18 protein-coding genes and 2 pseudogenes are annotated in these 22170 nt (G+C 66.3%); 10 read left to right on the top strand and 10 right to left on the bottom strand.

The features are described from left to right. Positions 1-127 precede the first annotated feature (127 nt). The 10 genes and pseudogenes from AC1DSC_RS10265 to AC1DSC_RS10220 form a co-directional block, all read right to left on the bottom strand. Entirely contained in the window at positions 128-484 is a 357-nt protein-coding gene (locus AC1DSC_RS10265; RefSeq protein WP_026283980.1) for a c-type cytochrome, read from the bottom strand. Between the two features lie 11 nt (positions 485-495). Beyond that, positions 496-1812, bottom strand: a complete 1317-nt coding sequence (locus tag AC1DSC_RS10260) for a GMC family oxidoreductase (protein WP_370880697.1) — start codon at positions 1810-1812, stop codon at positions 496-498. A 457-nt stretch (positions 1813-2269) separates the two neighbouring features. After that, positions 2270-3022: a gluconate 2-dehydrogenase subunit 3 family protein gene (locus tag AC1DSC_RS10255; protein ID WP_015865457.1), complete on the bottom strand. Its 753-nt coding sequence runs from the start codon at positions 3020-3022 to the stop codon at positions 2270-2272. A gap of 43 nt (positions 3023-3065) precedes the next feature. Beyond that, complete coding sequence (locus AC1DSC_RS10250) at positions 3066-3299, bottom strand: hypothetical protein (protein ID WP_015865456.1); 234 nt, start codon at positions 3297-3299, stop codon at positions 3066-3068. 422 nt (positions 3300-3721) lie between these two features. Beyond that, positions 3722-4201: a carboxymuconolactone decarboxylase family protein gene (locus tag AC1DSC_RS10245; protein WP_015865455.1), complete on the bottom strand. Its 480-nt coding sequence runs from the start codon at positions 4199-4201 to the stop codon at positions 3722-3724. Between the two features lie 102 nt (positions 4202-4303). Continuing rightward, positions 4304-5221, bottom strand: a complete 918-nt coding sequence (locus AC1DSC_RS10240; RefSeq protein ID WP_062364765.1) for an MBL fold metallo-hydrolase — start codon at positions 5219-5221, stop codon at positions 4304-4306. A 258-nt stretch (positions 5222-5479) separates the two neighbouring features. Then, a complete protein-coding gene (locus AC1DSC_RS10235; RefSeq protein WP_478131810.1) occupies positions 5480-6505 on the bottom strand; it encodes an acyltransferase family protein in 1026 nt (341 codons plus the stop codon). A 15-nt stretch (positions 6506-6520) separates the two neighbouring features. Then, positions 6521-8221, bottom strand: coding sequence for a CocE/NonD family hydrolase (locus AC1DSC_RS10230; protein ID WP_259347620.1), 1701 nt, complete (start codon positions 8219-8221; stop codon positions 6521-6523). Between the two features lie 270 nt (positions 8222-8491). Continuing rightward, the gene (locus AC1DSC_RS10225; protein ID WP_436288755.1) at positions 8492-9910 is read right to left on the bottom strand and encodes a DUF1329 domain-containing protein; all 1419 of its coding nucleotides are present in this window, start codon (positions 9908-9910) and stop codon (positions 8492-8494) included. Next, positions 9876-11443 (bottom strand): annotated as a pseudogene (locus AC1DSC_RS10220) (DUF1302 domain-containing protein). The gene AC1DSC_RS10225 and the pseudogene AC1DSC_RS10220 overlap by 35 nt, the downstream one beginning before the upstream one ends. Positions 11444-11845: 402 nt before the next feature. On the opposite strand from AC1DSC_RS10220, the pseudogene AC1DSC_RS10215 reads away from it, so the two are divergent. From AC1DSC_RS10215 to AC1DSC_RS10170, 10 genes and pseudogenes are all read left to right on the top strand, one after another. After that, positions 11846-12007, top strand: a pseudogene (locus tag AC1DSC_RS10215) (tripartite tricarboxylate transporter substrate binding protein BugD); the annotation flags it as partial. A gap of 32 nt (positions 12008-12039) precedes the next feature. Beyond that, positions 12040-12963 carry a LysR substrate-binding domain-containing protein gene (locus AC1DSC_RS10210; protein WP_478131809.1) on the top strand — a complete coding sequence of 308 codons (924 nt, stop codon included), beginning with the start codon at positions 12040-12042 and terminating at the stop codon, positions 12961-12963. Positions 12964-13043: 80 nt separating this feature from the next. Continuing rightward, positions 13044-15038, top strand: coding sequence for an aconitase family protein (locus tag AC1DSC_RS10205; RefSeq protein ID WP_027730609.1), 1995 nt, complete (start codon positions 13044-13046; stop codon positions 15036-15038). A 28-nt stretch (positions 15039-15066) separates the two neighbouring features. After that, entirely contained in the window at positions 15067-16050 is a 984-nt protein-coding gene (locus AC1DSC_RS10200) for a Bug family tripartite tricarboxylate transporter substrate binding protein (protein ID WP_026283978.1), read from the top strand. A gap of 4 nt (positions 16051-16054) precedes the next feature. Then, on the top strand, positions 16055-16336 hold the full coding sequence (locus AC1DSC_RS10195) for a DUF1016 family protein (RefSeq protein ID WP_155247827.1): 282 nt from the start codon (positions 16055-16057) through the stop codon (positions 16334-16336). Further along, positions 16333-16821: a metallophosphoesterase family protein gene (locus AC1DSC_RS10190; RefSeq protein ID WP_230537777.1), complete on the top strand. Its 489-nt coding sequence runs from the start codon at positions 16333-16335 to the stop codon at positions 16819-16821. The genes AC1DSC_RS10195 and AC1DSC_RS10190 overlap by 4 nt, the downstream gene beginning before the upstream one ends. A gap of 52 nt (positions 16822-16873) precedes the next feature. Further along, entirely contained in the window at positions 16874-17098 is a 225-nt protein-coding gene (locus tag AC1DSC_RS10185) for a hypothetical protein (protein ID WP_230537776.1), read from the top strand. Positions 17099-17765: 667 nt separating this feature from the next. Then, positions 17766-19445 (top strand): ATP-binding protein, encoded by a 1680-nt coding sequence (locus tag AC1DSC_RS10180; protein ID WP_062364762.1) that lies wholly within the window; start codon positions 17766-17768, stop codon positions 19443-19445. A 12-nt stretch (positions 19446-19457) separates the two neighbouring features. Beyond that, a complete protein-coding gene (locus tag AC1DSC_RS10175; protein ID WP_307595010.1) occupies positions 19458-20792 on the top strand; it encodes a sigma-54-dependent transcriptional regulator in 1335 nt (444 codons plus the stop codon). Beyond that, the gene (locus tag AC1DSC_RS10170) at positions 20789-22081 is read left to right on the top strand and encodes an ABC transporter substrate-binding protein (protein WP_244883534.1); all 1293 of its coding nucleotides are present in this window, start codon (positions 20789-20791) and stop codon (positions 22079-22081) included. Before AC1DSC_RS10175 ends, AC1DSC_RS10170 begins: the two co-directional genes overlap by 4 nt. Positions 22082-22170: the final 89 nt, after the last annotated feature.

Genomic DNA, 22170 nt, shown 5'->3' with positions numbered 1-22170 from the left:
TCCATGCGTTGAGACTTGAGTTTCTGGCCGAGATCGTAGCTCGGCATTGCGCGGCATCGGGCGCTAGTCCCTGCAGTCCATAAGTCATCGGGGCACGCAGCCGCCCGAAGCCACCAGTGGCGACCCGTTATCGCAGCGTCTTCAGGTACTTGACGAGTTCCGCAACTTCACCAGGATCGGGAACCCCCGCGAAAGGCATCCTGTTGCCCGGCACGGCTTGCTGCGGATCGCTCAGGAAGGCCGCCAGCGATTTGTCGTCCCAGGTGAGCTGTGCGTTCTTCATGGCTCGGCTGTAGCCGAACCCCGGCGACGAGCCGGCCTTTCGGCCCACCACGCCCGCAAGCGGCGGCCCGATGGCGGCTGCGCCTTGCGCCGCGTGGCATGCCGCGCATGTCGTCCAGGTCTTGGGCGGTGGCACGGCCGATTGGCCATGCGCCATGTTCAAGAAAGCCGCGGCGCAAGCGGCAAGAAGGCGTGTTCGCATGTCGGGCCCTCTCAAAGCATGCGCGGTTGCCTGGCGTAGCGCACCAGGTCGTCGCCCAGGCGCAGCGCCAGTGCCGCGAGCGGACCGGTCGGGTTGTAGCCCGCGTTGTGCGCGTACACGGATGCGCCGACCACGAAGAGGTTCTGCGCGTCCCAGTGCTGCAGGTGGGGCGAGACCACGCTCGTCGACGGGTCCGCGCCCATGACGGTGCCGCCGGTGGTGTGCGTCGTCTGGTACTGCCGTGCGTCGAAGTCGCCGCGCCGGGGTTGCGCAGCGCCGACCGTCGTGGCACCCATGGCGCGCGCGATGCCGGCGGCCTTGTTCGTGACGTATTCGCTCATGCGATGGTCGTTCTCGTGGAAGTTGAAGGTCATGCGCAACAGCGGCGAGCCATAGGCGTCGCGGTACGTCGGGTCGAGATCGAGGTAGTTCCGGCTGTGCGGGTAGTTGCTGCCGTGCACCGCGACGTTGAAGGCGTGCGCGTACCAGTCGGCGTTGGCCTGCTTCCAGGCCGATCCCCAGCGCGGCGTTCCGGCCGGATGGAGCCGGGCATTGATGGGGCGCCCGTTCGTCACGTTCGAGTAGATGTAGCCACCGCCGAAGAAGCCGAGCCCGGCATGGTCGAAGTTGTCGCCGTTGAACTCGTCCACCACCATCTGCGAGGCGCCCGAGGCCATGAACGGATTGATGAAGCGGTCCTTGAAGAACACCGGCACCGACGACATCACTTGGTAGCAGAAGTTCTTGCCGACCACGCCCTCGCCCGTCTTCGGGTCGTAGGGGCGCCCGATGCCGCTCGTGAGCAGCAGCTTGGTGTTGGTCATGGTGAAGCCCGACAGCACGACGACATCGGCCGGCTGCTCGTACATTTGCGCGGTCTGCAGATCGATGAACTGCACGGCCGTCACGCGCCTGGCGTGCTTGTCGTAGACGAGGCCGGTCACCTGCGAATGGAGCCGGATCTCGAAATTGCGCTGTTTCCGCAGCAAGGGGTACAGCAACACCGCCGGACTGGCCTTGGCGTTGGCTTCGCAGAAAAAGCGCTCGCAGTGGCCGCAGTACTGGCATGGCGCAAGGCTTGCGCCATCGGGGTTGGTGTAGGCGCGCGGTGAGTTGGCCGCGGGCAGCGGGAACGGCTTGTAGCCAAGGCTTTGCGCGGCGGCCTTGAAGATGCGGCCCGACTCGAGGATCTCGAGCGGCGGCTGCGGAAAGTCGCGTTGCCGGGGCGCCTCGAAAGGGTTGCCGCCGTCGATCAGCCGTCCGCCCACATTGCCGGCCTGCCCCGCGATGCCGAAGAGCTGCTCGAACAGGTCGTGGTAGGGCTCCATCTCGGCGTAGCTGATGCCCCAGTCTTGCACCATCATCTCGCGCGGAATCGCGGCTTTGCCGTAGCGGGACTCGAGGCGGGTGCGCAGGGCCGGGTCGTACTCGGCCCAACGCCAGGTCTGGCCGTTCCAGTGGTTCGCCGCACCGCCCATGCCTTCGCCCGGGAGGAAGGCTTCCATGCGGCGCACGGGCAACGCGCTCTCGCTGGTGGCGTGGCGCAGGGTGTAGGTTTCGTTGGCCCAGTTCTGCACCAGGCCGTTGCGCACGCCCCAACGCAATTCGTCGCGCTGGTTGGGCAGTGTGGCGGCTGCGCTGCCCGCGAGATCGCCGCCGCGCTCGAGCACCAGCACGTCGATGCCGGAGTCCATCATCTGCCGCGCCGCCAGGCCCGCGGTGAGGCCTCCGCCGACGAAGACGACGGCGCGTTTGGGAAGTTTGTGAGTCATGGGTGTGGGGCCTTCAGCTGAAGTCCTCGATCGATTGCGGCTTGGCTGCGCCGGGGAAGGGCAGGCCGCGGAACTGGACCACGTTGCGTCCGTGAAAAGCGGGCAGGCCGGGGAAGCCCACGGCGCGCCAGAAAGTCTTGTCGCGGTTGCCTCCGTACATCGGGTCGGCAAAGCAGGCCTGGACGAACAGCGGATAGAAGAAGTCGTTGAACCATGCGCCGAGCGCAAAGCGCTCGTCGTCCATCTGGCCAGCTGCGACCTCCTGCAGCAGGGCGTCGAGCGGGCCGGCCTCGAGCTGCTCGACGGCCTTGCCCGTGCGTTGCCGGGCCTCGCGACGCAGCACCGCGAGGCCGGCCTTGAAGTGCTGCTCGGGGGTGAGGGGCGACTGGTAGCCGTGCTGCGGTTTGCCGGGGCGCCAGGGGCCCTGCCGATAGAGCTGGTCGCCACGCCCCCAGCCGCCAGCGAGCTGACGATCGATGTAGAGATGCAAGCCGCAGTCGACACCGTTCGGTGTCATCGCATCGGCTGGGCACATCACGTTGACGAGGGCCTCGACGCAGGCGGCTTCCTGTGGGCCCAGCGACAGGTAGCCCGAGGGGTGGGCGTCGTCGGTGGGGCGGGCTGCGCTGCCCTGCTGCGCCGAAGCGAGCGGGCTGGCGAGGCCACCGAGCAGTGCGGGCGCCGCGAGTGCGGCGACGCTGGATGCGCCGCCGATCTGGCGCAGGAAGAGCCGCCGTGCGGGCGGTTCTTGGTCATTCAAGGACATGGGGGTCTTTCTTCGGGGGGCAGGGTTCGTGCAGGCGCGCCGCTCAGAAGGGCTCGTACTTCGCGGCACCCACTGTTTCTGTCGGCGTGATCGGCGTGAGGTCCAGGGGCTCTTGTGGCGCCGGATACGAAATATCGAGTGAGTGGAACGGGCTTGCGACCGGGGCCTCGGTGGTTGCGGCGGGAAGCGCGACAGCAATGGCCGGCTGGATCGCATAGATCGAGATCGAGGTCGCGAGACTGGTCAGCAGTGCCGCAAGAATGATTCTTTTCGTCATCAACTACTCCTGATAATTTGAGGGAGCCATCGAGCGGAAAAACCGTTGAAGGCGGATGAACAGCCAGGGCGTGCGATGAGAAAAGATGGTTCGCGCGTTCTGCATCTGTCGCACTCAAATCTAGGTTCCGGCCGGCCGGTGCGGTAGGCCTGTCGAGAGAAACGCCGCAGTGAGCCAACGGCATCAATGGCGGCGCGGCGTCGCTTCAGTACGAGCGAAAGCGCGGCCTGCAAGCGCATGGCTGCGCCACCGCGGCATGGCGGGAAGCAACTCGAAGTGGGAAGGGAAGGGAGGGGAGGGACTGCGAGGCGCAGCCATCAATGGCGAGGAAAGGCTGAGCTCCCGGCAACCATCACGCAGAAGCAGCAGGCAAGCAAGCAGCCCGCGGCAGCGCCACAGGCGGTGCCGCGGGCTGCAAAGGCTCAGGAGAGGTTCGCCTTGTCCAAGCCGAAGGCCTTGTCGGACGAGCCGGGCACGGTCTGGAACGCGACGTTCACGCGGTTCCATGCGTTGATGGCCATGACGCTGAAGCTCAGGTCCGAAAGCTCCTTTTCCGACAGCTGCGTGCGCACGCGCTCGTAGATGTCGTCGGGCACGCCGTGTTCGGGCAGCCTGGTCAGCACTTCGGTCCAGGCCAGCGCCGCACGCTCGCGCGGAACGAACAGCGTCGATTCGCGCCATGCGGCCAGGTGGTGAATGCGCAGCTCGCGTTCGCCATGGATCCTGGCCTCCTTGATGTGCATGTCCAGGCAGAACGCGCAGCCGTTGATCTGCGACGCGCGGATCGCGACAAGGTCCCGGATCGATTGTTCGATGGTGCCGCTGTCCACGAGCGTGCTGAACTCGATCAGCTTCTTGAAGAGCTCGGGCGATTGCTTGATGTAGTTGAGACGGTTGGTCATGTGTGCTCCGGCCTCAGTGCGGCTGAGGTACCCGTTCGCGGAGGCCGCGAGAGAGGAGAGAGGGGAAAAAAAGATCCTGGGCACCGGCGATGCGGTGCGCGTTCAGAAGTCCCAGATGATCGGAACCCAGCGAAAGATGTCGCCTTCCGCCGCCACCCGGCCGATGGAGGGGAAGGGCAGGTGGGCGGCCACCAGCAGTCCGCGGCTTTGCACCAGTTCGCGGAACAGGGCGAGGCGAACGCGGGTCGCCTCCTCGGGGTCGTGTTCGAAGCCGTTCTGCCAGTCGGGGTGGTCGAATGCGACCGGGAACATGGCATCGCCCGCGAACATCAGGCGCTCGTTGCCCGACACCAGGTCGACCACGCTGTGCCCCGGGGTGTGGCCGCCGGTACGGCGGACCACCACACCCGGCGCCACCTCGCGCCGCTCCTCGAAGATCTGCAGCCGGTCGCGGTATTCCTTGTAGAAGCTCTTGGCGGTCGAACGCAGCACCTCGGGCACCGGATTCGGCATCACCGTGCGGGAGAAGTCGGGCGACATCCAGAAGTCGACTTCGGCCTTGGCCACGTGGATGCGCACATCCGGACGCAGGCGTTCCTTGATGCCGGGAACGAGCAGCCCGCCCACATGGTCCATGTGCATGTGGGTGATGATCACGTCGGTGATGGACTCGAGCTCGATGCCGGCCGCAGCCAGCCGCTGGGGAAACTGCCCGGCCCTCGGAAAGCCCGGGAACTGCCCACCCAGGCCCGCGTCGATGAGGATGGTCTGGTCGCCGCTGCGGGCCACCATCACGTTCAGCGGCCAGTCGTACTTGTCGGGCGGCATGAACATCTGGCCGAGCCAGTTGGCCAGGTCCGCCGGATCGGCGTTGGTGGCCATCGTCGTGGTGGGCAGCGGCAAGGGGCCGTCGCTGACCACCATCGCGTCGATGTCGCCGATGCGCAGCGCGTAACGGGAGGGCACCAGGTCTTTGGGCTTCTCGCTCGTGGGTTGCAAGGTGTCATCAGTGAGGAACATGGCGGAATCTCCAAGAATGCGGCCCGGTTGCGCGGGCCAAACCAGCCGGGCGACTGGCAGCAAGTTGCCGTTCAACACCGAAGGGTTGTCGGGCTCGGATCACGGCTGAGTGCCGTATGCCATTGATCGTAGGTAGGCGGGGCGCGAGCCGGTAGGCCTGCAAAAGGACTCACGGTGGTGCCCGATATGCACCAAACGCGCGGGAGATCGAGGGGCGGGCCTCGCGTCGCAGGTCGCGCCCACGCACCTCAACGCGTATCAACCGCGAATGAGGTCGGCCGTCGTGCGATCCCTTCGATCGCGCGCCTGGAGTTTCTTGCGTAGCCGCTTGATTGGCACATCGACCAGGTGCAGGCAGATAGCGGCCAGCGGGAACGACACGAGGATCACCTCACCCAGAAGCACCCACGGGGGCAGCGAGCGTTCGAAGTCGATGATGTCGATGAACAAGAAGTGCCAGAGGTAGATGCCGTAGGACAGGCGGCCGATGTAGATCATCGGCCGCGACGCCAGGAACGGCGTGTCGCGGTGCTCCGCGAGGTGGCAGACGAGCACGAAGGCCGCGAGCTCCGCGAGGGTGATCCGCAAGGTCACCCCCTCCGTGATGCGGACGAAGGGCAAGGACGGAAGAGCGACGGTCAGCGCGAGGCCGATGCAGGCGATGACGACGGTCGGCCGCGACATCTTCAGGCGGGCCAGCGCCGCGATGGCGCCCAGCACAATGCCGGTCACATGCGTGTCGAAGCTGAAGTACGCCTGCTTCCATCCCCAGTTCAAGGCTACGAAGTAACGCCACGCGGTCAGCACGGCGAACGCTGCCAGCAGCCACGCGACCGGACGGCGCGCCCGCAGCAGCAGCGGCAGCAGCAAGGGCCACAGCAGGTAGAACTTCTCCTCGACGCCCAGCGACCAGACGTGCCCGATGGTCGACGGCGGATTCCAGAAGGCGAGCGCGTAGTCCATCAGGTAGGTGCCCGTGAGCCCGGCGACCAACCATCTGTCGTCCTTCGGCCAGAGCCAGGGAGCGAGTGCGAGATAGACCAGCACCAGCAGCAGCAGCGTCGGGTAGAGCCTCAGCGCGCGCCGCGCGTAGAACCTGCCGATGTCGATGCCGCCGTGGCGGTGCTCCGCCAGGAGCAGCGTCGTGATCAGGTAGCCGGAGAGAACGAAGAACACGTCCAGGCCGGCGAACCCGCCGCCGGCGCCGGGGATGAGGCAGTGAAAGCAGACGACCAGGAGGATCGAGACCGCCCGAAGGCCATCGAGCGCGGGGTTGTACGGCATCGGTGCGGCCTCCGCTCAGGGACCGGCCACCGGATCCGGCCGGCACGGCTGCAGCATCACCTTTCCGCATTCTGGATAAGCCGGCGGGCCCTTCACGTCATTCAATACACCGAGGCGAACCAGCGAGTCGTACTTTGCGTTGTGCAATACGTGAACTCGCTGCTTCTGCGTGAAGGTGTCGAACACCAGGCCACCGGTCTGCGACGGCGTGTCGATCCAGATGCGCAGCCGCGAACCCTTGCGGAAGTAGTGGCCCATCTTGTTGATCTCGACGCGGGCGAAGACCAGCTGTCCGGGCAGCAGCGGCATCAGCTGGTCGGCGCGCTCGAGGTGGATCGGCAGCAGCGGTGTCGAGCGCTCGGTGTCGAGGGTGCGGTTCGACAGGCGCAGCCAGCCGCGCTGCACGTAGGTCTCCTGTCCGTCGGGTCGCAGTTCGGTGACGGTGACCTGGATGTCCGCATCCCCGCCGGTGGCGGCGACCCACAGGTCCGCGCTGCCCGGTCCATAGACCATCGTGTCATTTGCCAGCGGCGCCGACGTGTAGGCCAGGCTGGTCGTCTTCCAGTTGTCGGGCAAGGGCCCCCAGAAGGAGTTGGCGACGATGTCATTGACGGCGACGCCGGCACCCGGGTAATCGAAGCCATCGGCCGGGCCGGAACCGGCCTTGTCGGCGAGCACGCCGCCGGTGCCGAGATGGAACTCCTTGAGCAGCAGGTCGCTGGCGCGGATCGATGGCTTCTGCAGCACCCAGCGCGCTTGCGGGGAAGCCAGCCGATCGAGCGGAGCACCGTCTGTGTCGAAGGTTTCCATCCACACGGTCGTGCGCGGCGTGTCGCGCTCGAATCCATTGTCCGTTCCCTTGACGAAACGGTCGAGGAAACGCAAGGCCAGGGTCTGGAAGGCCGAGGCCAGGTACAGGTCGTGCCGGCCGTTCGACTGGACCAGCCACAGCTTGGTGCGATCGAGCTTCGTCTGGTAGTGCCCGCTGCGAGGCGTGATGGCCTGGTCCTGGAAAGCTTCGAGCGACAGCACCGGCACATTGACGCGATCGGCATGGCGGGCCAGGTCGAAGGTGTCGAGGTAGTCGTCGCGCAGCGGATGCGACACGAAGAGGTTCATCACCGAGTTCGTGTCCTCGGCCGCGAGGTTCTTCTGGATCTGCTTCAGGCAGTTCTCGTCGCCTTCTTCCTTTGCGGTCTGCGTGACCAGCTGGCTCCAGTAGGTGCGGAAGATCACGCGGAACGGTGTGAGGAACCCTGGCGCCGGCACGCCGCCGGGGCTCATCGCGTCGCGGTAGTCCGTCAACACCATGCCAGGCACGATGGCGCGCAGATGCGGTGGCCGGTTCTGCGCGGTTGCCAGTTGAGAAGACCCGCTGTAGGACGCACCGACCATGCCTACCTTGCCGTCGGACCAGGCCTGTGCGGCCGCAAACTCGACGGCTTCGGCGCCGTGCCGGCCGAGCTGCGGCCGGGTGTATTCGAGGCGGCCTTCGGAGCAGCCGGTGCCCGCGGTGCTGACGCCCATCACCGCGTAGCCGGCCTCGATGAGCCGCTTGTCGAAGGCCACGGACATCGAGGTCTGGTTCTTCAGGTAGGCCGAGCCGCCGATCGAGCCGGCGTCATAACCGTTGAGGGTCAGGGCCACGGGGAATTTGCCCGTCGCCTTGGGCAGCAGCGCGGTGTAGCGCAGCTTGACGCCGTCGGAGGTGGTGATGTCGCCGCTGATGCGCTTGGCCCAGAAGGGCGCAAGCTGTCCATCCGCGGGGAAGGCGAACCCCGGTGATGCCAGCAGGCCGGTCTCGGGGTCGAATTTGGGCTCTTGACCCTGCGCCGCGGCGCAAGCAACTGCGAACGCGAGTGCCGCTGCGAATGCTTTTTTTCATTGTTCGATGTCCTCAGGCGAGATGACGATTTTTTTCCCCTGAGGGTCGCGACGCATGGCGCGCCGTGCTGTTTCCCACAGGCCATCAACCGGGCGACGGACTCAGCGGATGCCCTGGCCCGCGAGGCTTTCCGGCGTCCAGTTGCCATCGGGCTCCAGTGTAGTTGGGAAGCGGATGCCGGACGCGCCGGGCCAGAGGTTCACGTAGTACGCGCCTTCCGCCAGGTCGTAGTGCCCGGCAGTGATCGAGACCGGAGCGGCCGCGTCATAAGCTTGGGTCAGGTAGGCGAAACCAGCGCGCCAAAGTTGGCCCTTGCCGTCGTACTGGTCGCTGGCCAGGACATGCCAGCTGTCCTCGTCCACGTAGAAAGTGCGGCGGGAGTACACATGCCTGGCGCCCGGCTTGCGCGTGGCCTCGACCACCCACACGCGGTGCAGCTCCCAACGCACGACTTGCGGGTTGATGAACTTCGGCAGGAACACTTCGTCGGGCTTCGTGTTGTAGATGAAGCGGTAGGCGTTGTATGGAACGTAAAGCTCCTTCTTGCCGACGAGCTTCCAATCGAAGCGATCCATCTTGCCGTTGAAGAGGTAAACGTCGTCCTGGGTCGAGATGCCTCCCGTGCCGCCGTTGGGCGTGTCGTAGGCCATTTCCGGCGCCTTGCGCACGCGGCGCTGGCCGGGCAGATAGAGCCAGTAGCGCCGCTCATCGAATGAATAGTCGGCAGGCTCGTGATGAACGATCGCGTTTCCCACCTGATTCGGCGGAAACGTGAAGGCGAGACGTGAGCGGTAGTAGAGAGGCGATGCCGGCACGCGGGTGTCGTCGTGGTATGGAAAATCCATCAACCACGAGGCCTTCACCAGCGGCTGCACCGTGCCACCCCGGTTGGCGAAGTAGGAACTGAACTCCGGCATCGCGAGCGAGGCACCAAGGTAGCGCAGCAAGTGGTTCAGCATCACCTCGTTGCCATTGGCAGGAATCGGGAAGGGCACGCCGCCGCGCGCGCCGGTCGCGCCGAGGCCGTCATCGGTGAACTTCGCACGCGTCGCGTTCGCCAACGTGTTGTCGAGCATGGCCTTCGGGAAAGCCACGGTCCGATGGGTCGGATAGACCTCGAGGCGGAAGTCGGGATGCGCCTTGAGCAGCGCCTTCGCGCCTTCGCTCAGCCGCTCGGCGTGTCGGTCCATGTTCCCGGCATCGATCGAGAACAGCGGCTTCTCTTCGGCGAAGGGATCGGGCCGCAGGTTGCTGCTCTTGTCGAAGCTGGCCGGCACCGCCGTCAGTCCGCCGGTGTAGGCCGGGATCGTGCCTTCCTTGTTTCCGGCCTTCTGGGCGCCGGTGCCGGTAAGCTCGTTGCCGAGGCGCTTTGCCTCTTCGGGCGATACGGCCGCATGGGCCGAGGCGAAGCACAGGCACAACGCGCCCGCAGTGATCAGGGACTTCAATAGAGAGTTCACGGCTTGTTGTCTTCGCGGCAATGCTTCATAGCGACGTTTTGAAAGTGAAGAAGACGGCACCGCGGTCCTTCAGCAGGGCCGTGCCGCCGTTGGCCACCGAGGCCGCCCCCGTGGCGTCGGTGACGTACCTGCCGAAGTAGCCGACGTACTTCAGCTCAAGGCTGTGCCGGCCGGAAAGGTCGAGCGCGAGGCCTGCCGACCAGCTGCCGGCACCCTGGTTGCCGCCGCCGGTCACCGCCGAGTTGCCCCGCAGGCCGCGCGAGTAGCTGAGCGGCATCGACAGGTTGGCACCGGGCAGCACCTGGTACCAGGTCGGCGTCAGGTTGATCGCAAAGCCGATGGCCGTCTTGTCGACGCGGTCGATCTCGGTGTAGCCGTCGCGGCCCTTGAAGAGGCTTGCACCCTGTGTCACCGATGCCCATCGGTTCCAGGTCAGTTCGGTCGACCAACCGAGGGAGTCGAACAGCGGAGTCGGTCCGGTGGAGCCCATCGCGTTGAGCACCGCATGCCAGGTGTTGCCGCGCGCGCCGGGCACCTGGCCGGGCGCGGGGTAGCCCGCCGACGAGGCAACGGTGGCAACGTCGCTCGACAGCGGCATGTTGCGCCGATAGTTGAGGTCGAAGCCGACGCTTGCGCCCCCTATGTCCTTGGCCAGGCTGAAACCGTACAGCTTGATGTCGCTGGCAAAGGCCAACAGGTATTCGTTCGTGCCCGTATTGAGGATCACCTGCGGCAGGCGATCGGAGAAGTTGCGCACATAGAAGCCCATGGTGCCGTCGAGCCACTGCGGGCTCCAGCGCGTCGCCAAGCCCCAGTCGCCGCGGCCGCGCGGGGTGATGTCGCGGCCGCGCAAGACGCGCGTGTTGCCGAGGATCAGCGATTCCCCGCCGAATTGCATGGCGTCGCGGCGCCGAGGTAGGTGCCTGCCTCCGCTCCCCGCGACTGTTCCCATTTCAGGAAGTACTGCGCCGCGAACGACAGCTCGGGCGTGGCCTGCACCGACGTCGACAGCTGCGTCAGCGGACGGAAGAGTTCCTTGGCCTCGATGCCCGGGCTCGACAAAGCCTTCGCGCCGTCGAGGGGTGACTGCGCATAACCCACGCCGTGGGTCGCGCCACCGCCAAGCAGCGCCTCCCCCCAGGTCACCACATGGCGACCGGCGCGCGCGCTGACCGGTACACCCCCGAGATCGAAAGTACCGAACACGAAGGCATCGAGAAATTCGCCCGACGGGCCCGCGTAGTAGCGCTTGGCATAAGGGCTGAGGCCCGTCGCCGGCGTACCGTTCTTGAGATGGTTCGAGGTGCCGACGCTGGTGTTGTCGAAACCACCGCGGTAAGCCTGGTCGTACCAGCCGGATGCGCTCACGCGTGCGCCGAAACGCTTGCGGTAGACGAAGTCCATCTCGGACAGCAGGTCGACGCGGTTGTTGACGGTGCTGTTGCGGCCGAAATTCCGGTCGCCGTCGTCGGCGTTCTGGTTGAGCAGGATCGCCGGGGCCTGGCGTTCGACACGGCGGCCGAGGTTGTAGCGTGTCGTCAGGTCGACACGCAGTTCGATCTCCTCGTTGCCGGTGGCGATGCTGCCGGCCATCACACCGGGTGCGAATCCCGCGAAGAGAGCCGCCAGCGTGGCTGGCCGCTTCGGTCCGCGAAGGGGCGCACGCGCCTTTACATCGGTTCTTGTCATTCTTGCCTTCGATACTGCTGCGGGTCGCTTCAAGAGAATCCAAGCTTCGCTTGCGGCGGGCGCGCGTGCGCCAGCGCGGCATTCTCTTCGTCGGCAGGCGCTTTCGCAACTGTCGCCGAGCAGCCTGGCACGCTCCTGATACCGACCTGGGCGACCTGGTGGCTCGCGCCGCGCGAGGTGAAGGGCAGTGGAGTGTGACGAGCATTGGCGCCGTTCACCCGAAGTGAACGGCTTAACGGCCGGGCGTCTTCTGCAGAGGGCAGGCCGTCCCCAAGATTCCGGGATTCACATCCCGAGAGACAAACAATGAAGCGCCTGTTCACGATCGCGATGGCGGCCCTCGCCGCACTTCCCGCGTTCGCCGAGTGCCCCGACAAGTCGATCACCATCGTGGTGCCACTCGCTGCCGGAGGGCCGACCGACAAGGTGGCGCACGACTTCGCCGAAGCGATCCGCAAGCCGCTGGGCAATGTCGATGCGGCCATGGCCGAGGAGCCTCTATGCCACACTTTGCATTCCACCAAGTGATCAAGCCCGTGACACGTCGAATTGATTCCTACAGCATCAGGTTGTTCGTGGCGGCGGCGCGCGCCGGCTCCATCGTGCGTGCCGCTGCCGCGGAGAACATCGCACCTTCGGCCTTGAGCCGCAGGATCGCGGATCTGGAGCATGCATTCGGGACGCCGCTGCTCGTGCGCTCGCCGCGCGGCATCGCGCTGACCGACGCAGGCCGGCTGGTGCTGGCGCGGGGCGAACGCCTCGACGACGAGCTTCAGGCCTTGTTGCGCGAGGTGCAGAGCGAAGGCGGCGAAGTGCGGGGCAGGGTGCGCCTACATGCCAACATGTCTTCCGTGATCGGGTTCCTGCCCGAGCGCCTGCACCGCTTCATGGAGGCATACCCGGGCGTGGAGGTCGCGCTGCACGAGGAAGACACGCGCGACGTGCTGCGCGCCTGTCTGGACGACCGGGCCGATGTCGGCGTGGGCGTCGATGTCGAGGTGCCGGCGGGCATGGATGCCTGGCGCTTCGCCTCCGACCCCTTGCTCGTGGTGCTTCCCTCGGGGCATGAACTGGCGGACCTGGAGGCCATCACGTTCGCGCGTGCGCTCGAATTTCCTTTGGTGGGCGTTCACCAGGGCGGCGCGATGGACCGGTCCCTGAACGAACGCGCCGCAGCATTGGGCGGGCGCTTCAACCCGAAGGTGACGGTCAGCAGCTTCGACGCCGTCTGCCGCATGGTGGAGGCAGGCCTGGGCATCGCGGTGGTGCCTCGAAGTGCCGTGACGGCGTATGCGGGAGTCGACCGCTTTGCCCGGCGCCCGCTCGCGGAAGAATGGGCCGACCGCGTCCTGAACATCTACGCCCTGCGCAAGACGCCGCAGCCTCGCGCAGTGGCGGCGCTCATCGAGAGCCTGCAAGGGTAATCACCGATCTCGCGGATGGCGAGATCCCCTGTGCCGAGCGAGCGCTTTATGGCGCTGCGATGGCCGGCCAACATCGGGCCATGCCAGCCTCCTCGCCAGCCGCCGCCAGTGCAGAAAGCCTCCGGTTCGACCCGCGCATCCTCTTCCTGAGCTGTTCCCCACGCATGGTCGAGCTGGGTTTGCAGGGAGAACCCCTCGAACTCGCCGACGCGTCGCCGTTGCGTGACGATGTGTCGACCGACGAGATCACGCCGCTGCCGATCCTCACGCACTACGACGACAAGCTGGGGCGCTATCCCTACACCGGCTTCAAGGCGGGCGAGGCATTCCCCATCGGCACCGATGCCATCCGCGCGTCGGGCATCGAGGTCGTGGTCGCGGGCAGGCGCTATGGCAAGGGCTCGTCGCGCGAGCACAGCCCGACCGCCGAGAAGGCGGCCGGCGTGCGGCTGGTCGTCGCCGAAAGCTTCGAGCGCCTGTACCGGCAGAACGCCGACAACATCGGCCTGTTCACCTCGACCGACTTCGGCCTGGTCGCGCGCATCCGGGCGGGCGAGGCGATTCCGGTCGAAGACCTGGTGGCCGGCCGCGACGCGCTGGCCGCGGCGATTCTCAAGAGCGGCGGGCTGCTGCGCTTCGGCCAGCAGTTCATGCGCGACATCACGGTGCCGCCCGATGCGCAAGACGCGCGCCCGCGCACGCTGTTCGAGAAAATCGTGGCGCGCCATGCGCTTGCCACCGAGCTGACGCAGGCGCATCCCGCGCCGGGCGACGGTGCCTTCGTGCGCGCGGACCTGCGCTTCATCCACGAGTACTACACCGGCATGGCCGCGCACATGCTGCACGCCACCTTCGGCCGTTCGCTGGTGCTGCACGACGCCGGTTCCATCGTCGTCTTCGAAGACCACACGTCCTATGTCGCGGAGAGCCCCGCGCACGTACGTGGCGGCCTGGTGCCGAATGTGCATCGCTTGGTCGAGGCGCAGCGCGAGTTCGCTGCCGCCTATGGCTTGCGCTCGCACCGCACGCTGACGGAAGAACAGGCTGCGAAGGACGACGGCACCAACGTGGCCGGCATTTCGCACGCCATGGTGGCGGAACACTATGCGCTGCCGGGCCAACTGGTGGTGGGCACGGATTCACACACGCCGCACAGCGGCGCGCTGGGGTGCGTGGCCTTCGGCGTGGGAACCACGGACATAGCGAACGCCTTCGTGACGGGAGCGGTGCGGCTGACGGTGCCGCAGTCCCTGAAGATCGTGCTCGATGGCTTGCTGGTCCCGGGCGTGACCGCGAAAGACGTCGTGCTGCATCTGCTGGCGCTGCCCTTCGTGCGCGATGGTGGCGGTGTCGGCAAGGTGTTCGAGTTCACGGGCGAGGTGGTGCGGCGCATGACGACTGACGAGCGCGCCACGCTCACCAACATGACGGCGGAACTCGGCGGCTTCACCGGCCTGGTCACTCCCGATGCGGAGACCGTGCGCTTCCTGCGCGAGCGCCGCGGCATCGACTTCGAAGTCGAGCCCTGGATGCGCAGCGACGACGGCGCGGCCTACGCCAGAACGCTCCACGTCGACTGCACGCAGATTCCCCCCATGGTCGCGGCACCGGGCGATCCGGGCAACGGCCTGCCGCTCATGGCGCTCGGCGAGCGGGTGCGCATCGACATCGCCTACGGCGGCTCGTGCACGGCCGGCAAGCGCGAGGATTTCGACCACTACCACGCGGTGCTCCGGTGGGCGGCGGACCGCGGGCTCAAAGTGGCGCCCGGCGTGGAGCTGTATCTCCAGTTCGGAACCACCGCGGTGCGCGACCACTGCATTGCAGCGGGGTACATGGATGCGTTCGAACGCGTAGGCGCCCGCATGCTTCAGCCCTCCTGCGGCGCTTGCGGCAACTGCGGACCGGGTGGTTCGGTGCGCGCCGACCAGGTCACCGTGAGTGCCATCAACCGCAACTTCCCCGGCCGGGGCGGCCCCGGAAAGGTCTGGCTCGCCAGCCCGCCCACGGTGGCGGCCAGCGCGATTGCGGGCGAACTCGTTTCGTTCGCCGAGCTTCAGGCGCGCCATCCATGAATTCCAACAAAGCGAGAGAGACAAACCCATGCGTGCACATTCCCTCCGGGAAGCCATTTCCCTTTCTTTAGCGGCGGCGCTGCTTGCCACTTCATTGTTCGCCGCGGCGCAATCCTCGAATGCCGATCGGCCGATACGGATCGTCGTTCCGCTCGCCGCGGGGTCGACGGTCGATGCGGTCGCCCGCGCGGTCGCGCCGGCCTTCGGGCGCGCGACCGGCCATCCGGTCGTGGTGGAGAACGTCGTCGGCGCCGGCGGCATTCAGGGTACGGCCCAGATCGTGAAGGCACCCAAGGACGGGCTCACGCTCGGCATGGTGTCGTCCAACCATGTCATCAATCCAGGCATCTACAAGACGATTCCCTACGACAGCATGAAGGACATCACGCCCATCGCGGTACTGGCCACCGTGCCGGTCGTGCTGGTGGTGAACAACGCGCTTCCGGTGAAGAGCGTGAAGGAACTGCTGGCCTATGCGAAGGGCAATCCCGGCAAGCTCAACTACGGGTCCGCCGGCAACGGGAGCGTGCTCCACCTGGCGGGGGAACTGATGGTGAGCGAGACCGGCATCGACATGAAGCACGTGCCCTACCGCGGCACCGGACCGCTCATCACCGACCTGATGGGCGGCCAGGTGCAGCTCGCATTCGTTTCGATCTCGCAGGTCGCCCCGCAGATCAAGGCCGGGACGCTGCGCGCATTGGCGGTATCGACGCCGGCGCGTTCCGCGGCCTTGCCCGAGGTGCCGACGATGATGGAATCGGGCGTGCCCAGGTACAGCTTCGACGCGTGGATCGCGCTGATCGGTCCAGCCGGACTGCCCAAGCCGGTGGCCGACAGCTATGCCGCAGCGGTGCAAGAGGCCTTGGTGTCGCCCGAAGCAAGAAATGTCATTACCGGTCAAGGCCTCACGGTGCTGAACACCGGGCCTGACCTGGCGCCAGCCTTCTTGCAGTCCGAGTTGGTGAAGCACCAGAAGCTGGTGAAGCAGTCCGGCGCCACTCTGGACTGAGGTCGTGCCCGCATTCAGGATCGCGGCGCTGCCGGGCGAGGGCGTGGGCCAGCGCCTGCCTTGCGGCCGGAACGCGCATTGCTTGGCCTGCCGCAAGCGGCGCGAAGAGCGCGAGTTCTATCTGAAGCTCGTCGAGCAGCAGAAGTGGTCCAGCCGACAGCTCGAACGGCAATTCAAGCTTGCACTGTTCGAGCGGGCGATAGCGACGCCGCCAAAAGTCTCGGCAGCGCTGAGACAAACACACCCCGAAGCGAGCCGGCGGCCGATCTCGAATTCGACGTTGTGATCCTCGCGGGCGGCATCCATTCGCCCGCCAAGCGCGCCATCCAGTGGGCGGTGGAGCGCTTTCCAGGTAAGCCCGTGCTCTATGTGCCCGGCAACCACGAGTACTACGACGGCCGGCTGGACACGACCCTGGCCGAGGCACGCAGCGCGGCCGAAGGCAGCCACGTGTACCTCCTCGATGGCGACGAACGGGTGATCGACGGCGTGCGCTTCCTCGGCGCAACGCTGTGGACCGACTTCGCGCTCGCGATCGAGACACCCGAAGGTCCGGTCAGCGATGTGGCGTGGGCCATGAAGAAGGCGACCAACCTGCTGAACGACTACGCACTGATCCGGACGCTTGACGAGACGGCCGAACCCGGCACCTGGCGGGACAAGCAGGGCCGAAAGCTCCAGGCGGCGACACGCTGCGGATCCACCAGGCGCAGCGGGCATGGCTGCAAGCCAAGCTCGCTGAACCGTTCGCCGGGCCCACGGTGGTGGTGACGCACCATGCGCCGCACCGCGGCTCGCTTTCGCCGCGCTACGCCGACGACTGATGTCGGGCGCATTCGTGAACGAGCTTCCTGACACTTTCTTCGAGGTGGCCATGCTCTGGGTGCATGGCCACACGCATCAGAGCTTCGACTACCGAGTCCATGCGTGCCAAGTGGTCTGCAATCCGCGCGGGTACGTGAACTGGAGCGGCCGGATCGAGAACCAGGCGTTCGAGCCTGGCCTGATCATCGATGTGCCACCTCCTGAGGGCGACCAGCGACCATGAAGCTGCTCGCCCTGTCCACCCTCCATGCTGAGCAGCAGTGTGTCATGTGAGTTACCGTCCGGAGTTGTGCTCTGACGCGTCAACTGAAACTTGGTAGTGGCCGGACCGTCAAATATATGATGCGGCGGCTCTCTGATTCGCCGGATGAGGTGCGCTGTCGGTGGGGCGCGATGTATTGCTATCCGACAGGTGTCCATGATTCCGGACATTCGAGACAACGCCATGTCCATGGAACTGGACACAGGTGCCGCATTCTTCGTATTCTCCAGACCCTGCTCGGAGGCACCGCTCTTGACTGTGTCATGGGAGTAGGCGTGGCACGGGCTTTGCACTTGGTAGCTTGCCTATTCCAATAACGCAGACAACATCGAACAATCGGCCAGCCCCGCATGCCCGCTGTTGGTCCATCCGCGCAGTGATTCAGCTGCTCTTAGGCAGCGAAGGCATTCTTTCCAAGCACGACAACGGAGACTTGCATGAGACCACTCTGCGCGCGCGAAGCTCGCTCGCCTAACGGCCGAGCTCGCCGCCGGTTTCGGAAGCAGCGATGGACCGACCGGCCATGCCATCGTATTGGGCGAATTGATCGCCAACTCGCTCTTCTGCTGTTGCCAGACCTTGTGAGCCCCGGCGCGGGACGGGTCTTTAACGCGGCACGAGTTCCGGAATGGCCATCAGCAACAGCGTCGTAAGTCGCTACCTCGCGATCTCGCTCGTGGCGGGAATCGTGCCGACGCTCGCAGTGGGCCTGCTGTACGACCGGTATGCGCAGGCGCTGATCGACGAGTTGGTCGGCGAGCGGCTGTCGGTCCAGCTCACGGCAATGTCGAAGCGCCTGGAGTCGTTTCTCGACGCACGTCGCTATCAGGTGGAAACCCTGGCCAGCCACCCCGCCATGACCGCCTTGCTGCGAGCCGAAATCAACAACGCCAGCGAGGAGGCGCATGGGCTGCTGCAGCTGGAGGCAGACCTGCCGGACCTTTACGGCATCCTGCTGCTGGAAGACGGCGGCCGCCTGCGCCATTTCGTGCCCGGGCAGGCTGCCGCCGGTCCGCCCTACTGGAGCGAGCAACCGTTCTCGATTGCCTCGCTGCCGGTCACACGCTTCGGCAGCAATGAGGTGGTCGGGCCGGCCGCCCCGGGCGATGGCCTCGCCGGCTGGTTCCTGGTGCGCCATCCCCTGCCAGCTGCTGAGGGGCGGCACCGGGTCGACATTGCGCTGCACGTACGCTTCTCGTCGCTGACTGAACTGATGGGGGGGCCTTCGGTGGCCGGCATCGTCCAGCCAGTCCTGAAAACGCCGGCCGGCTATTTCAACGCCGTCGGCGTGCGCGTCACCCCCGCCGAGCGCATGATCGCGGGCCCGGAGGTGTTGCCCGGCTGGCAACCGATGTTGCAGATCGAGCCCTCGGCGCTGCTCAGCCGTTTCGAGAATGCGCGGCGTGTGCTGCTGGTGGTTGTGCTCGGCACCGCCAGCGTCCTGGTGTTCCTTTTCTACCAGCTCGCGCGCAACCTGCAGGGCCGCGTGGCACGGCTTGTGAGCGGGGTCGAAGCCATCGCGTCGGGCCAACTGAACCACCGCATCCAGGAGCAGGGGCGCGATGAAATCTCGGCTGTTTCGCGCGCCTTCAACACGATGGCTGAGGGCCTTTCCAACACGTTCGCGCGATTGGCACGCGCGCAGCGGCTCGCTTCGCTTGGCGAATTTGCCACCGGCATTGCGCATGAGGTGCGCAACCCGTTGTCCGCCATCAAGACGACGGTGCAGGCGCTCGCTCGGCGTGAGGCCGATCCGCGTCGGCACCAGCTTCTGCAGGACGTGGAGACCGAGGTCACCCGGCTCACCCGCGTGGTGAGCGACCTCTCGGATTTCGGCAAGCCGCGCCCTCCGGAGCCGGCTGTGACGCCGGTGCGCGAGGTTTTCCGCCGCGTCGATGGTTTGGTGAAGGCCGAACTGAAGGTGCAGCGGCTGTCACTCGCGATCCAGGGCGACTCCGAGTTGCGCCTGTGGGTCGACGCCGACCATCTGATCCAGATCATGCTGAACCTGGTGCTCAACGCGATCCAGGCCACGCCGCCGGGAGGCCTGATCACACTGCGTGCGGCGCGCGCCGGCGACGGGTTCGGCGTGCTCGAGGTCCGCGATACGGGTCGCGGGGTGCCGCCCGAGGCGCTCGCGAAGCTGAGCGACCCGTTCTTCACGACGCGACCGAAGGGCATGGGCCTGGGCCTCAGCATTTCCCGGCAATTGGCGGAGTTGAATAACTGCACTCTCACGATCGAGAGTGAGGTGGGCGCGGGCACGGTGGTTACGCTGCGCGTGCCGATGCCGCAAGAGGAGACATAGGTTTTGAAACAGGTGCTCGTGATCGACGACGAACCCGGCGTGCTGAAGGCACTGGTGTTCGCGCTGGAAGAGGAGGGATTTGGCGTCGCGACCGCGGTGGACGGCGCCGGCGGATTGGATGCTGCCTGCCGAGGCGCGCCCGACATCGTGTTGCTCGACGTGAACCTGCCGGACATGAGCGGGTTGGACGTGCTCGCGCGGCTTGCCACGGATCGACCCGGGCTGCCTGTGATCATGATCTCCGCAACGAGCGACACGCGGCTGGCAGTGAAGGCCGTGAAGGCCGGTGCAGCGGACTATGTGACCAAGCCGTTCGAGCTCGATGAATTGCTGTACACGATCCGCGGCGCGCTGCAAAAGGCGCGCATGGCCAGTGAGATCGATTACCGTCGGCAGGCATCGACCGCTCACGACGGCGTGATCGGTACCAGTACACAGGTTCGTGCGCTGGCGGCGACCATCAGCCGCATTGCGGCGAGCCAGGCCAAGCGCGTGCTGGTGCTGGGCGAGTCCGGCACCGGCAAGGCGCTGGTAGCGCGCGCCATCCACACGGCGAGCGCGCGCAGTGGAGGGCCCTTCGTCGAAGTGAACTGCGCCTCGCTGCCGGAGCAACTGATCGAGGCGGAGCTGTTCGGTGCGGAGAAGGGTTCCTACACTGGAGCGACGCAGCGGCGCGTGGGACTGGTCGCGCTGGCGGACGGCGGCACGCTGTTCCTGGACGAGATCGGTGAGCTGCCACTGGCGCTGCAGGCCAAGCTGCTGCACTTTCTGGAAGACGGTCAGTATCGCCCAGTGGGTGGCACCCGTGGCATGACCGCCGACGTCCGGGTAGTGGCCGCGACCAACCGCGACCTGGCCTCCGAGGCTTCGCGGGGCTGCTTCCGCGAAGACTTGTACTACCGCTTGAACGTACTGCCGATCGCGGTACCGGCCCTGCGGGAGCGCGACGACGACGTGCTGGTACTGGCAGATCATTTCGCCTCGCGCTATGCCAAGTCCGAACGCTGCGAGCCGATCCGTTTCTCGCCCGACGCGAGAGCCTGCCTGACAGCCTACACATGGCCCGGTAACGTGCGCGAACTGAAGAACCTCATCGAGCGTCTCACCATCCTCCATCCCGGCAGCGTGATCGAGCGCTCGCAACTGCCCACCGACCTGGATAGTGGGGAGGTCCGCTCGGCAGCCATCGAGCAGAAGCTGGCCGTGGAGGAGGAGAAGCTGCTGCGCGATGCCCTGGCCCGCGCGCAGGGCCATCGTGGCAGGACCGCGGAGCTGCTGGGGATTTCACGCCATGCGCTGCTGCGCCGGCTGCAGCGGCTCGGGATCGATGGGGAGGGCCGCCCGTGAGGATTCGCGATCTGCTTCGCTGCGCCGTCACGCTGGTCATGGCCTGCCTGGCTGCAGCCGGCGCCCACGCCCGCGTAGAACTGGGGGCACCTGCGGGGCAGGCCGACATCACCATTGGTTGCCTCTACCCGCTGGCGGGCCGGGCCGCGATCTACGGCCGCGACAGCATCGCGGCGATCAAGCTGGCGCTCGCCGAGCTGGATGCCGAGCCCATGCGCGACTGGCGCCCGCGCCTGCGAGTGATCGTGGAGGACGATCGCTCCAAAGCGGCCTATGGCGTTCGGCTGGCCAGCCAGTTCATCGATCACGACAAGGCGCAGTTCCTCTGCGGGGTGGTGAGCTCCGGTGTGGCGCAGGCGGTGAGCCGGCTGTCGCGGGCGCGCAAGGTGATCTTCGTCGGCACCGACCACGCCTCCTCGCGGCTCACGATCGAAGACTTTCACCGCTACTATTTTCGGGTTTCGAACGACACCTACACTTCGATGGCGGCGGGCGCGAAATACCTGGTCGAGCAGCAGCGCGAGCGTGGCTGGAAGCGGCTGGCATTCCTGGGACCGGATTACGACTATGGCCACGTCATGTGGGCCGACCTGCAACGCAGCCTGTCGGCCAGCGGCGCGAACTATGAGGTCGTTGCACAACTCTGGCCCAAGCTCTACGAGCCCGACTATTCGGCGTACCTGACGGCCCTGATGCGCTCGCGGCCGGACGTGATCGTCACTGGGCTTTGGGGAGGCGACTTCCTCGCTTTCCTTGCGCAGGCCCACTCCAGCGAACTGCTCGGCAAGATGCCCATGGCCAACTTTGATGCGGGCGGCAACTACGACGTGCTGATGGCGCTGGGTGACCAAGCGCCGCCCAATCTCGTGCTCTCGGCGCGCCATCACAACAACTGGCCCGACACGACGCGCAACCGGAAGTTCATGGCCGACTTTTTTGCGGCGGAGGGGCGCTATCCGACTTATGCGGCAGAGGGCGCTTACGCCGGGATCCTGGCCATTGCGCGCGCAGTAGGCAAGGCCGGCAAGCCATTCGATGTCGAGAAGGTGGTGGGAGCGCTGGAGGGGCTCTGCCTGGAATTGCCGGAGGATCCGCCCGGGTTTGCCTCATGCATCGACCGCGAAACGCACCAGATCGCGCAAGCACAGGCGATCGGAGAGGTTGTGGTCGACACCCGGTTTCCGCCGGCCCGGGTGATGTTGGGTCGGTGGCGGGTCTACCCTGCGGAGCAACTGCGGCCATCGCCGGAGTTGGTGCGTGAGCGCAGGCGGGCTGCCGGGGCACCGTAGACAACGCACCATCGCTTCCGCAAAGGCCGCGGGGCCGATCCGCATGTGCGGTTTCCGCGCGACCCGACCGCCGCAATGCGCGGAATCCG

The organism is Variovorax sp. 01N425 (genome assembly GCF_056399465.1).
Note: the sequence above shows the minus strand (reverse complement) of the source record. Positions and strands in the feature narration are given on the sequence as shown.